This window comes from Pseudocalidococcus azoricus BACA0444 (genome assembly GCF_031729055.1).
GTDB lineage: Bacteria > Cyanobacteriota > Cyanobacteriia > Thermosynechococcales > Thermosynechococcaceae > Pseudocalidococcus > Pseudocalidococcus azoricus.
On the sequence record NZ_JAVMIP010000007.1, the window covers coordinates 92319 to 105235 of the forward strand.

Below are 12917 nucleotides of genomic sequence, written 5' to 3' on the forward strand. Positions count from 1 at the left end.
TTGTACCTTAGGGCATTATGGTTTCAGGATTTTGTCATAAAAGTCACCCATTGACAATTCTGATACCGTCTTTGATGATTTCTGATCGTTTACCGCTTTAACGTGCCATGCCCTCTTTAACCCCTGTGGCCATTGCAATCCTTTCCCAAGGCAGTCAATTCTTAATGCAGTTACGGGATGATCTGCCAGGTATTCTCTATCCCGGCCATTGGGGGCTGTTTGGGGGGCATTTAGAAGCGGGTGAATCCCCGGAAGCGGCCCTGCGGCGAGAACTCTTCGAGGAAATCAGCTATTGCCCTCCCGCTGTAGAGTTTTTTGGAATGTACAACGATGAGAAGATTTGTCGCTATGTATTTTGGGGGCAGTTGGCAGTGGGCCTGGAGGAACTGGACCTAAGGGAAGGCTGGGATTTGGCCTTAGTCCCAGAAGTGGCGATTCGGCAAGGCTATTTCTACTCCCCCAAACCCAACGCTGAAAAACCCCTAGGCACTGTTCACCAAAAAATTATCCTCGACTTCATAGATGCAAGCCATCTTCAAGCAAGGCTGGGCTAAAACTGCACTTGGATGAGGGAGATATCATCCACTCCCATGGCTCCTGGTGCACTGATCCCCTGGATTTCCGCAAGAATGCTGTCTAAGTTGGACTGTTTGGGATAATGACTAGCAAGGAGGCTGCCAAATTCCCCTAACGTCCAGGCCGAGCCGCTGACGGTATTAAATTCATAGATGCCATCACTAAAGATATAGAGCATACTCCCAGTGGAGACTGGACAGGTGGCAGTCTGATAGGTGACATCATCAAACATCCCAATTGGCAGGCTCGGGGTTTTTAGGGGCGTGACTTGGACTCTAGCGGCGGCATTGGCATCAATTAACAAGGCTGGGGGATGGCCCGCACTGGCATAGGTGAGTTGTTGAGATTGTTGGTTATAGACCCCATACCAGATCGTGAAATATTTATCGTTCTGGTCGTTCATTTGAAACCCATCATTAAGGAGGGAGAGGATCCGGCCGGGGTAATAAAAATCCTGCGGTGCAGACTCTTTTTGGGAACGGAGGAGATTGAGCAGGGAGACTGAGGGTAACGCCGCCCCCAGGCCATGGCCAGAGACATCGAGCAAAAACATGACCAGATGCTGTTCATCTAGCCAAAAAAAGTCGCAGCAATCGCCACCCAGTTGACTGGAGGGAATAAAGCGCAAATCAATTTTGATTGGCACAGACACCGGTTTGGGCAAGAGTGACCGGACATAAATTGCCGCTTCATTGAGTTCGGTTTCGAGGAGATGTTTTTGCTCTTTCAGTTCTTGGTTGGCCTGATAGAGCCGCAAGCCTGCTTGTACCCTGGCCCGCAGTTCATCCCGCTCAATCGGTTTGGATAAAAATTCATCGGCCCCCGCATCCAGGCCCCGAATCCGGTCGGCAATGTCGTCTTTGGCTGTGAGTAACACAAAAAAGATTGAAGCCAAGTCTGGATCTGCTTTAATCCGCCGACACACCTCTAATCCATCCAGGCCTGGCATCATCCAGTCACAAATAATTAGGGCGGGCTGAATCTCCCTGGCCGTGCTGATCCCGGCTTCACCATGATTTGTAGTGGTGACTTCATACCCCTGGTTGCGCAGATTCTTAGCCAGGATCAAGCGGGTTGTCGGATCATCATCAATAACCAGAATGTGATATGCCACGCCGAAAACCAGTCCCATTCACCACTAGGTTCACCCTCAGACATCGCCAAGCATTGTCTTACCGAGACGGGGGGTCTAAACAGGTAAAACCCTCATCCCCTGGCCATTTCCCCACATCTGATGCCACCTTGGCTGAGGCACAAATTGAGGCGGGCCACAACCGTGTGGATCAGGCAACATCAGCCCAGCTTGCCTTTCAGAATACTTGAACTTTAGCGCAATCGGAAAAATTCTGGAGAATTAGGTTCCCGATGTCCAGGAGTTCATGTACTCCATTTGGGCCGGGGTCAGGGTATCAATAGCGATCCCCATGGCCTGGAGCTTAAGGCGAGCAATTTCTTGATCCACTTCTTTCGGAATGGAGTGAATGCCGGGTTCTAGTTTGCCTTGATGAGTGACCAAGTATTCAGCCGCCAGGGCCTGGTTGGCAAAGCTCATATCCATCACGGCACTGGGATGACCCTCTGCTGCCGCCAGATTCACCAAGCGTCCTTCCCCAATCACAATGATCGATTTCCCACTGCTCAGCCGGTATTCTTCGGTGAAATTCCTCACTACCTTGACTTCATCAGTCACAGATTTGAGGGCCTTCAGATCAATTTCAATATCAAAGTGACCGGAATTGCAGACAATCGCGCCATCCTTCATCACCGCAAAATGTTCGGCCCGGATCACGTGTTTGTTGCCTGTCACCGTAATGAAAATATCCCCCACGGTCGCAGCTTCAGCCATCGGCAGTACCCGGAACCCATCCATGGCCGCTTCAATCGCCCGCACGGGATCAATTTCCGTCACCACCACGTTTGCGCCCATGCCCCGGGCCCGCATCGCCGTACCTTTGCCGCACCAGCCATAGCCAGCCACCACAATCGTTTTACCAGCCAACAGAATGTTAGTCGCCCGAATAATCCCATCCAGGGTAGATTGGCCGGTGCCGTAGCGATTGTCAAAGAAATGTTTGGTATCGGCATCATTGACATTCATGGCCGGAAAGGTTAAGACCCCATCCCTATACATGGCCTGGAGGCGAACAATGCCGGTGGTGGTTTCTTCCGTTGTGCCGATGAGGTCTTTAATTTGGTCTTGCCGCTCTTGGATTAGGGTCGCAACCACATCACAGCCATCATCAATAATGATTTGCGGGCGATGATCTAAGGCGATCTGAACATGGCGAGAATAGGTGGCGGTATCTTCACCCTTAAAGGCAAAAACCGGAATCCCATAATCTACCACTAAGCTGGCGGCGACATCATCTTGGGTGGAAAGGGGGTTACTGGCAATTAAGACGGCATCGGCTCCGGCACTTTTGAGAGCAATGGCCAGGTGGGCAGTTTCGGTGGTGACATGGCAGCAGGCGACAAGGCGAATTCCGGCGAGGGGTTTTTCTTGGCTGAATCGCTCCCGGACTTGCTTCAGCACTGGCATTTCCCGGCCGGCCCATTCAATTCGCTGTTTACCGAGGGGAGCCAGGCCAATGTCTTTAATGTCGTATTCAAGTTTGACGGAAGTGGCAACCATGCAAAAGTTTCCTAGTGGCTCATATCTGCTTGCTTATCATAACTGGATTATCAGGGCCTGGGCTAGGAAGTTATTTGGGATGACGTTTGCCGGAAAATGGGCCAGCGAATCCTAACCGCCTCAGATAAGTAATCAAATCTTTGCGTTTAATGGCTCTAATTTCGGGCATTAGCTTGCTTCAGGGGTTAAGTCTAAATTTAGCTCTATCCCGTCAACCACAGGCAATAAATGTCCCATTTTCAAGCCCAAGAGTACCCAATCATCCAGGCCTGAAAGCAGTTCATCACGGCATTGTTCGAGAGTCCTGGCATTGCTCCACAGCCCATCAAACCCAGGAATGCAGCCAAAGTAAGAATTATCCTCTAGCACTTGATATTTGGCAATTTTCATCGCCGCCATCAGGTAATCGTTTAACATAATGAACTTCAAGCCTACTGGCCAATTTTAGCGAGATGTCCGGGGCCTGGGCTAGATTCGTTATTTTTGGAGTTTGCGTCTTGTCCAACTGAGAATTGTCCCATCGGGGGTGACGGAGAGGTGAACCGTACTGATTTCGAGGATTTCCCCCCGGCGATTTTGAAACCGAAAGGCACAGAGATCAACCCCAGAAATTTCACAGCCATAGAGTTCGGAATAGCCCTGTTGATTGATTAGATAGCGTTCTAGGGGGGTTAGGGTGGGGGATTCTAATAAACTGGCATTGGGCAACAAAATCCAGCCCCGGCTCAGTAATTCTTGCCGCACTTGGGGATACATGACTCCGGTTTTGATCCTGGGTATGGATTGCCCCCAGGCCTGGCCCATTGAGAGCCAATTGATTCCGAAGAGGATACCCATGAACCCCAGTTTGGCTAGTCCCAAGCGTCTCATCATGGCGATCCCTGTTTTTTCTGAGAAGTTAACGCTGGAATCGGGGATGTTTATGCACAGACTGAGGCCAGACTTACCTGGGGGTGGGGTTCAGCACCTAGAATTTAAGAGCATGGATCTGGCTACGGTTGGAGTCCCGCAATTTTTGCCCCTGAAGTCTTTGTTTCTCTATTCCTTATGTCCGTAACGTCCCAGAAAATCCAACAACACCCCCAGGCCAGCCAAGATCGGGCCATCAGTCAACGGCTGTTAACGGAAGAGCCAACGGATTTGAATTTGGTGGAACTGGCCCGGCTGCGAATTCGCTATCAAGGATTTCCCGGAGCAGCGGATATTAAAGCCGATTTGGATCAAGCTCTGGCCCGCTGGCAACTCTCTGAACTAGAACTCTTTGCCCGGACGCGTCAACTCCATCAACAGGGGGGACTTTATAAACCTCGCAGCAGTAAAAAAGACGATTGGACATAATAGTTCTCCATAATTTGGCACAATCCTAATGAATCGCTTCTTGTCACAGTCTCGTTATCCCCTGATCCCAGGCCTGGTCGTCACTGCCACAATTTTTTCACCTGTCGGGGCCTGGGGGTTAGAGGCGCAAGTTAGTCCCAGTCAAGCGGTTTTAGGAGATACCCTGTCGGTCACTATTACAGTGGTAAGTCCAGCGGGGCAAGCTCCGATGCTCCAATTCGGGAACAAAACTTATCCGGCTTTTCCCTTGGCTGATAGTCGCTGGCGAGCCTTAATTCCAACAACTCCTTTGGATAGTCCTGGCCGGAAAACCTTGACGATTTCTGATGGGGAAACAACTCGTAATCTTCTCGTTTGGGTCGGGAATCGCAGTTTTCCAGTCCAACGCATTTGGCTACCTCCGGGGAAAGATAACGAGGGGACAGCTTTAGAATTTGATCAGGTGGATGCGTTCAAAGCCCTCGTGACTCCAGAAAAGCTGTGGCAAGGTCGGTTTGTGCGTCCCAATGCTGGCCCAATCACCACCGGCTATGGGGTAAGGCGATACTACAACGGGGTGTTTGCCGAGGACTATTTTCATCGTGGTTTGGATTATGCAGGCCCAACCGGCTCTCCAGTGGTAGCTGCTGCCCGCGGACGAGTTGCATTGGTGGGCCGAGAAAAAGATGGGTTTCTCATTCATGGGAATGTCATTGGCCTGGATCATGGGCAAGGCGTTTTAACAATTTATCTTCATCTCAGCCAAATTCGCGTGAACGTAGGGGATTTGGTCAATCCTGGACAGGTAATCGGCGCAGTTGGCAGTTCTGGAGCTTCGACCGGGCCACATTTGCATTGGGGCTTGTATGTGGCTGGCCAGTCCGTGGATCCCCGTTCATGGCTAACACAGGGGTGGGATTGACACTCCCCGTCCTGAAGGTGCGAGGATTCTTGGCTCAATGAGTCAACTTATCTGAACCAGTTGCCTGACTCAAACAGAGGTTGTTCTCTCCCCAAGCGTTAATTCCGGTATGCCCTACCGTACTCAAGCCTTTTTTCAAGATGTTGATGGCAGCGTTTTCATCTCGGTCTTGAATATGCCCACATTTGGGACAAACGTGCGTCCGAGTTGACAATGACTTTTTCACCCCATCGCCCCGCAGTTCGAGCATTCCTGACTGGTGTACTGAGGCGGTACAGCAACCGTGACCACGCCAAACACCTGACCAAAATACTCAACCCATCGGCGAAACTCGCCCCATGCCGCATCACTGATGGATTTAGCGAGATGACGATTCTTGACCATGTTCCGCACTTGCAAGTGTTCCATCGCCACGAAGTCGTTAGACATCACCACGCATCTCGTAGCCTTAACTGCAAAATCTTTACGCTGGCGTTGAACTTTCAAGTGTTTTCGTCCCAAACGATTGTTATGCGGCTTAAGTTATCGTTTGGGACGTGATTGGAAAGCTATGAGACAATTTCAAAGATGTTCCAAACTTTGGGGATAGGCTGAAATGCTATGGCTTGTTGCGCTCCTTGGATTATCGATTGGAGTAGTCGGTTTAGCAGTTTATCAGGTACTTGCTACAAACCGCGATCGCCGTACATTTCAACCGCCTGGAGCGTTGATTGAGATCGAGGGCAAGCGTCTGCATTATCGAGTCATGGGTGAAGGTCATCCGATAATTGTTGTTGATAGTGGACAGGGAGGCACTCATCTCGATTGGCAACTTGTGCAGCCTGAAGTTGCCAAATTTACGAGAATCGTGACCTACGATCGAGCGGGCTACGGTTGGAGTGACTCAGGTACAGAACCGCGCACGGCTAAACAAATCGTGAAGGAGTTACGGCAACTCTTGAAAGAAGCTGGAATTGCACCACCCTATATCTTAGTAGGCATGTCTTTGAGCGGTTTATTCACTCGTTTCTTTGCTTATCAGTACCCCGAAGAAGTAGCCGGAATGGTTTTAGTGGATGTGACGCATGAAAGAATAAATGAGCGAATGCCAATTGCAATGGTTAAATTGAACGAGCGATTCGACTGGTTGGCGATTCATGTGTTGCCGATGATGGCACGAATCGGCTTATTTCGTTTGCTTGTCCTATTTGATCGTTTACCGTTGGCATCCGATCTATTTAAGAAACTACCGATCGCCATAAAGTCTGCTGCTCAATCCATCTACGCTCAAACTCAATTTTGGCAAACCTTGGGGCAAGAATCGGCAGCATTTTCAGTTAGCATCCAGCAGGTTGAGCAAGCACGTAGCAAAAAACTATTTCCTGAAATTCCGTTAATGGTACTTTCCTCTGGAAAGCCAGACTTCGGTGGAACACAGGAGTTGCTTCAAATAATGCAGGAATTACATGCAGATCTAGCGAATGAGTCGCCCCAAGGCGTTCAAATTATTGCCCAGAAAAGTGGACATGCAATCCAATTGGACGATCCAGAATTAGTCATTGATATAATTCGCCAAGTTGTTGAAAAAGCGCGTTGTAGTAGCACCGCATAACAAGCCGCTTGCACACCGACCGTATAAATATGGTTGATGGTGTTCCATACATCACTAGCGGCGGGTGAAGCGGGGCGATGGCTTTCCGTCTGTTTTTTGAACCTTTGACTTTCTTGCTGACTCGGCGTTGCGCCCGTTTGAGCCGCTTTTCCGACTTCCGCAAGTACCTCGGATTCTCAACCGTGTTCCCATCAGAATCGGTATAGAAATAGGCTAAACCCACATCAATACCCACCGTTTTCTTGGTCGGTTCTCGGTCAATCACACGCTTTACATTAACTAGAAACTGTGCATAGTAGCCATCTGACCTCCGTACTACTCGAACTCGGTTGATTTGCTCAAGCTGATAGAAATTCAAGTCACGGGTTCCCATCAACTTAAACCTACCCGCACAAACTAGCGTAAAGCCGCCCTGTAGCTTGCGTGTGAAGCAGGACGGGGCTTTTAACCCAAGAAATTCCGGTAACAGTCCCGGAGGCAATGGAGGCGATACGCCTGGGAGATTAGGATCAGAAATGACTATCTCTGTGCGGTTAATTACCCTCTCCTGTTCCTTCGGCTTCGATACTCCCGGGGGGAACAATGGCCGCAGTGACAATCACATCATCCTCATCTAATCGTTGCAGGCGAACTCCGGTGGCTAAGCGTGATTGAGAAGAAATAACATTCACGGCCTGGCGGATAATGATCCCGCGACTAGTGACAATCATCAGTTCATCATCCAGGTTCACGACCCGCAAAGCCGCCAAGTGATCCGCCGTAGTTTTGGATTTGAACTTAGTGGCCATCAGCCCCAGGCCCGCCCGATTTTGCAAGCGGAACTGATTCACCGGAACCCGTTTACCAAAGCCATTCGTGGTCACGACTAAGACCCAAGGGCCGGGATAGCTGGTGACGGCTTCCGTGTCTTCGGTTTCGGGGGCTTCAGACTCGGCCTGATCCGCAAAGGTAGCCACAACTTCCGCCGGAATAATATCCATCCCCACCAGTTCATCCCCAGCCCGCAAAGCCATGGATTTCACCCCACGGGTGGCGCGACCTAAGGGTCGCAGTTGTGCGTGACTGGCCCGGAAATGAATTGCCATCCCCGCCCGAGAACCAATGATAATGCTATCTGAGACCTTAGCCCGCCGGACCCAACGCAACTGATCCCCTTCTTCCAGGGAGATTGCAATTAAGCCATTGGAGCGAATGTTACTAAAGGCAGCTAGGGCCGTTTTTTTGATGTAGCCCTTAGTAGTCAGCATCACCAAGTATTCATCTTCAGTAAATTCTTGGACGGCAATCACGGAGGTAATTTTTTCTTCCCGGGGAATCGGCAACATTTGGACAATCGGTGTGCCACGGGCATTCCGGGAACCAATCGGGATTTGATAGGCTGGCAGCCCATAGACTACCCCCCGATCACTGAAAAATAGAATCTGGTCATGGTCATTGCAGCCAAAGAAATGCTCAACCCCGTCATCCTCTTTAATTTGGGCTCCTTTGCGGCCGCGGCCATCTCGGCTTTGGGCCTCGAAGGTATCCACAGGCATCCGCTTGATATAGCCCTGCTGGGTGACTAAAATGACTGATTTTTCATTGGCAATTAGGTCTTTGGTCAGGAGTTCGCCATCGTCTTGAATAATGATTGAGCGGCGGGGAGAAGCGTATTTGGTCTTGATTTGGGCAATTTCGATGGCAATGATGTCCAGAACTCGTTCCCGGCGTTGGAGAATGTCCTGTAAATCCGCAATCTGGGCCTGGAGGTCTTCGTGTTCCCGTTCAATTTTTTCCGCTTCCAGGGCTGTCAGTCGCCGCAGTTGCATCTGGAGAATCGCATCGGCCTGGGGTTCACTGAGTCCATAGACTTGCATCAGTTCTTGTCGGGCTAGGGCTGTATCCCCAGAGTTCCGAATTAAGTGAATCACCGCATCCAAGTTTTCCAAGGCAATCAATAACCCTTGGAGCAAATGATCCCGTTCTTCGGCTTTGCGGAGGTTGTAACGGGTGCGGCGGGCAATGGCTTCTTCCCGAAACTCTAAAAAGACTTCTAAAAATCGCTTGAGTGTCAGGAGTTGGGGTTCGCCGTTGACCAGAGCCAGCATATTGGCCCCAAAGTTCATTTGCAGCGGCGTTTGCTTAAACAGGTTATTCAGAACAACTCTAGGGTAAGCATCTCGCTTCAGTTCAATCACCATCCGCAAGCCATCCCGGTCGCTTTCATCGCGAATATCGGAAATGCCCTCCAGTTTTTTGTCGTTGACCAGTTCGGCAATTTTCTCCATCAAGGCGGCTTTGTTGGTCTGGTAGGGCAATTCGGTGATGATGATCGCTTCCCGTGACGGCCGGCCTGGGTTTTCTAAGGTTTCAATGTTTGCTACGGCCCGCATTGTTACAGAGCCGCGCCCGGTCAGATAGGCATCTCGAATCCCAGCTCGGCCTAAAATTTGCGCGCCGGTGGGAAAGTCGGGGCCGGGAATATATTGCATCAACTCCTGGTCGGTAATCTCCGGATTGGCAATTAAGGCGGTGACCCCATCAATGATTTCGCCGAGGTTATGGGGCGGAATATTGGTGGCCATCCCGACCGCAATCCCAGAGGAGCCATTGAGCAATAACTGGGGAATCCGGGCTGGCATGACGAGAGGTTCTTGTTGGGAGCCATCAAAGTTATCGCCAAAGTCAACGGTTTCCTGTTCGATGTCTTGGAGGAGCGCGTCACTGGTTAGGGCCTGGAGCCGACATTCCGTATATCGCATTGCGGCGGGGGGATCGTTGTCAATGGAGCCAAAATTCCCATGACCATTGATGAGGGGATGTCGCATTGAAAAGTCTTGGGCCATCCGCACGAGGGCATCGTAAACCGCCGTATCGCCGTGGGGGTGATATTTACCGAGAACTTCCCCCACCACCCGGGCGCATTTCCGAAACGGCCGATCCGCACTTAAGCCCAATTCATGCATGGCATACAAGATACGCCGATGAACAGGCTTAAGACCATCACGAGCATCCGGTAACGCCCGCCCAACAATTACGCTCATGGCATATTCAAGGTAGGAACGAGAAATTTCTTCCCGTAGCTCCGTTGGAATAATCCGCTCAGGTGTGGCATCCGAGGCAAATGTCATAGGGCAAACCGAATTAAATGCACAATAAAAACCTTAGAATCCGTTAATTTTTGGGAGCACTAGGCAGTTTCGCCGACCAAGTTTAACGAACTCGTCAGGTATCTATTTTAACACTTTCGTGAACATTTTTTCTCTCCCAGGCCTGGGATTGGCGGTAAGCTCTGAACTTAATAAACTCAAATTTACATATCTGATTCTGAGCAAATCTTAAGCCATTGATCGTTGTGGATAATATATTTCAAGTCTCAGAGTTTTATAGTCTTAAGTGAGTTAAGATGGCAGACCATTGTTGGTCTAAGTATCCTCCCTCATCCCCGAACTCGAGGTGGACATGATAAAGTTTGGCAGGAGTAGTCTGTGAATGATAGCGTGGTTGGCTCTTGGACTGAAGGGATTTTCAGTGACTTGCCAGGCCTGGCTATCATGGTTCTCAGGGTGAGGGTGAACAAAAAGGATGCGTTATAAAACCGTATCAACCAGAAATAAGTGTTTCCTGGCTGGGATGGCGATTGGGTTTAGCCCGCTGATCTCGCTGATGTCCCCAACAGAAATTGTCGCCGCAAATCCAATGCCTGGGGACAATTTATTCTCTGAAGGTTATGAAATTATCTCGACTGAGCCAGCAACCGCCACCGGGTCAGCCTCCATCCCCACCGACTCCCCTATTTCCACAGGTGAAGATACCCCCATTGCCCAGGCCCCCCCAACCCCAGCACCAACTGAGTTACCCCTAACAACCGCTGAACCGTCAATTTCCACTCCCGCCTTGATTCCCCTGAATCCAAATCCTGATTCCCTAGATTTGCCAATTAAGGCCAGCCAAGTTAGCCTCGATTTAACCAAACCAATCACAATCGCCCAGGCCATTGAAGTTGCAACTCGCAATAACTTAGCCTTGAAAACCGCTGAACTCCAACTGCGCCAAGCTCGGGCCGCGCTTAAGGAAACCGAAGCCAGTTTATATCCCAGTCTTGGCTGGCAAACCACGATGGGGCGGGGCGTGTCTCCTACGGGTCAGTTGATTAGTTTTCCCCTCAATGGCCAACAACAGCAGCAACTCCAGCAGCAACAACTCCAACAGGCCCAACAGCAACTGGCCGGCCAACAGCAGACCGCTAGCCAAATTCTGCAAAACCAGTTAAATCGTCTCCAGCAGCGGTTTCAGGGGCCACAAATTACCACCTTTAACGATCAACAAAACCTAGAGTTACAGCAGTTAATTCAGCAATTACAAACTAGTGCCACTATTTCAGCCCTGCCGCCTGTTTTTCAACCCACAACCCTCTCCCCACTGATCCTTAATGCTCGCAGTTTTAACGCGATTCCCGGCTTTGCTAGCTTTGCCACCCCTAACTCATCCGGCGGCACAATTGTTGGCAACACCTTTAATAGCACAGCCTCCCTTAGCTATAGTCTCTGGACTTCTGGGAGTCGGGATGGGGCGATTCAAGCGGCCCGCGAACAGGTGCGTTTGGCGGAACTAGAAGTCCGGCGGCAACTGGATCAACTCACCTTAGATGTGGTTAACGATTACCTCAATGCCCAGCAGGCCAATGTCCAGCAACAAATTGGCCAGGCCGCGGTTACCAATGCCGAAATTAGTTTACGCGATGCGGTGGCCTTTGAACGGGCAGGACTAGGAACAATGCTAGATGTTCTCCAAGCCCAAGTGAATGTAGCCAATGCCCAACAAAACCTCAACCAGGCCCAAAACCTGCAAGTGACTAGTCGGCGGCAACTCGCCCAACGCTTGAATATTGCTGAAAATGGGAATCTGACTCTTGCCGATCCAGTCCGAGTTGGCCCCGAATGGCCCTTATCCCTGGAGGACACCATCACCTTGGCCTTCAAAAACCGAGTTGAACTCCAACAACGGATTGCCCAACGAAATATTGCCCTCCAAAATCGCCGCGTTGCGCTGGCCGCCATTCAACCCCAAGTTAGTACCTTTGCCAACTTCAATGTTTTTGATCAACTCACGGACAGTGTTTCGCCCCAATATGGCTATGCGGTTGGATTGCAGTTCAGCATGGCTCTTTTTGATGGGGGTAATGCCAAAGCCAGTGCCGGCCGCCAAGAAAGTTTAGCCGCCAGTGCCTCGCAGCAGTTTGCCAGTACGCGGGATGAAATTCGGTTTCAAATTGAGCGGGGGTATAACACGCTTGTGGCGAGTAAAGAAAATATTGGCACTGCCCGAACAGCCCTGACCAGTGCGACAGAAGGACTTCGGTTAGCTCGTTTACGGTTCCAGGCCGGGGTGGGGACTCAACAGGAAGTCACTAATGCTGAAACCACCCTGACCCAGGCCCAAGGCAATTTGTTAACAGCAATCCTGAATTACAATCGGGCATTAGCTCTGCTGGAACGCTCAGTCGGATATGCTAACGAAACCCATGACGCTCAGTTAAGTAGAACTAATTCAACAAATTAAACACACTCGATCAAAAATAGAACTGGCTTATAAGTTGTTATTGTTATCCCCGGAATAGGTTTCTTTTGATATTTTCTATTTTAGATTCAATATCTATACCGTTATTCAGAGCAGACTCTAATTTTAAGTAAATAGAAATCTTCCTTCTGATTTGCCCTGATCTGTTCCTAAACGGGTAACGGTATAGCCAATTCAAGAGTAAGAACGACATTCACCAATCTAAAAACCCCAGAGGAATGACCTTTTGCCTACTAAACTGACCAAAATCTAAGCTGATGAGGCTAAAACAGTTAAATTCTATTCTTAACTATTTTTTACAGCACTTAAGGGTTTATTGC

Annotated in this window: 11 protein-coding genes and 2 pseudogenes; 6 read left to right on the top strand and 7 right to left on the bottom strand. The window is 50.0% G+C overall.

Going from position 1 to position 12917, the window contains the following annotated elements; translation table 11 throughout:
• Positions 1–107: 107 nt before the first annotated feature.
• Positions 108–554 carry an NUDIX hydrolase gene (locus RIF25_RS08965; protein WP_322878207.1) on the top strand — a complete coding sequence of 149 codons (447 nt, stop codon included), beginning with the start codon at positions 108–110 and terminating at the stop codon, positions 552–554.
• Here the strand turns inward: RIF25_RS08965 and RIF25_RS08970 are convergent.
• The 4 genes from RIF25_RS08970 to RIF25_RS08985 all read right to left on the bottom strand — a co-directional run bounded on the left by RIF25_RS08970 (position 551) and on the right by RIF25_RS08985 (position 4045).
• On the bottom strand, positions 551–1708 hold the full coding sequence (locus RIF25_RS08970; protein WP_407682374.1) for a PP2C family protein-serine/threonine phosphatase: 1158 nt from the start codon (positions 1706–1708) through the stop codon (positions 551–553). The two genes, RIF25_RS08965 and RIF25_RS08970, sit on opposite strands and share 4 nt — an antisense overlap.
• Positions 1709–1930: 222 nt before the next feature.
• Positions 1931–3208, bottom strand: coding sequence for an adenosylhomocysteinase (gene ahcY / locus RIF25_RS08975; RefSeq protein WP_322878209.1), 1278 nt, complete (start codon positions 3206–3208; stop codon positions 1931–1933).
• Between the two features lie 168 nt (positions 3209–3376).
• Complete coding sequence (locus RIF25_RS08980) at positions 3377–3625, bottom strand: type II toxin-antitoxin system HicB family antitoxin (protein WP_322878210.1); 249 nt, start codon at positions 3623–3625, stop codon at positions 3377–3379.
• A gap of 60 nt (positions 3626–3685) precedes the next feature.
• Positions 3686–4045 carry a hypothetical protein gene (locus RIF25_RS08985; RefSeq protein ID WP_322878211.1) on the bottom strand — a complete coding sequence of 120 codons (360 nt, stop codon included), beginning with the start codon at positions 4043–4045 and terminating at the stop codon, positions 3686–3688.
• Here RIF25_RS08985 and RIF25_RS08990 point away from each other — a divergent pair.
• The 3 genes from RIF25_RS08990 to RIF25_RS09000 are packed head-to-tail and all read left to right on the top strand — an operon-like array spanning position 4044 to position 5447.
• Positions 4044–4265 carry a hypothetical protein gene (locus RIF25_RS08990; RefSeq protein WP_322878212.1) on the top strand — a complete coding sequence of 74 codons (222 nt, stop codon included), beginning with the start codon at positions 4044–4046 and terminating at the stop codon, positions 4263–4265. The genes RIF25_RS08985 and RIF25_RS08990 overlap by 2 nt on opposite strands.
• On the top strand, positions 4256–4546 hold the full coding sequence (locus RIF25_RS08995; RefSeq protein ID WP_322878213.1) for a DUF3288 family protein: 291 nt from the start codon (positions 4256–4258) through the stop codon (positions 4544–4546). The genes RIF25_RS08990 and RIF25_RS08995 overlap by 10 nt, the downstream gene beginning before the upstream one ends.
• Before the next feature lie 28 nt (positions 4547–4574).
• The gene (locus RIF25_RS09000; RefSeq protein ID WP_322878214.1) at positions 4575–5447 is read left to right on the top strand and encodes a M23 family metallopeptidase; all 873 of its coding nucleotides are present in this window, start codon (positions 4575–4577) and stop codon (positions 5445–5447) included.
• A 34-nt stretch (positions 5448–5481) separates the two neighbouring features.
• Here RIF25_RS09000 and RIF25_RS17255 read toward each other — a convergent pair.
• Positions 5482–5954, bottom strand: a pseudogene (locus RIF25_RS17255) (RNA-guided endonuclease InsQ/TnpB family protein); the annotation flags it as partial.
• An 88-nt stretch (positions 5955–6042) separates the two neighbouring features.
• Between RIF25_RS17255 and RIF25_RS09010 the strand changes: the two are divergent.
• A complete protein-coding gene (locus RIF25_RS09010; protein ID WP_322878216.1) occupies positions 6043–7038 on the top strand; it encodes an alpha/beta hydrolase in 996 nt (331 codons plus the stop codon).
• A 79-nt stretch (positions 7039–7117) separates the two neighbouring features.
• Here RIF25_RS09010 and RIF25_RS17260 read toward each other — a convergent pair.
• Together RIF25_RS17260 and gyrA are read right to left on the bottom strand one after the other, a co-directional pair.
• A pseudogene (locus tag RIF25_RS17260) lies at positions 7118–7429 on the bottom strand (transposase); the annotation flags it as partial.
• Between the two features lie 142 nt (positions 7430–7571).
• Entirely contained in the window at positions 7572–10148 is a 2577-nt protein-coding gene (gyrA, locus tag RIF25_RS09015) for a DNA gyrase subunit A (RefSeq protein ID WP_322878217.1), read from the bottom strand.
• A gap of 454 nt (positions 10149–10602) precedes the next feature.
• Here gyrA and RIF25_RS09020 point away from each other — a divergent pair, with 454 nt between their 5' ends.
• Positions 10603–12579 carry a TolC family protein gene (locus RIF25_RS09020; protein ID WP_322878218.1) on the top strand — a complete coding sequence of 659 codons (1977 nt, stop codon included), beginning with the start codon at positions 10603–10605 and terminating at the stop codon, positions 12577–12579.
• Positions 12580–12917 lie beyond the last annotated feature (338 nt).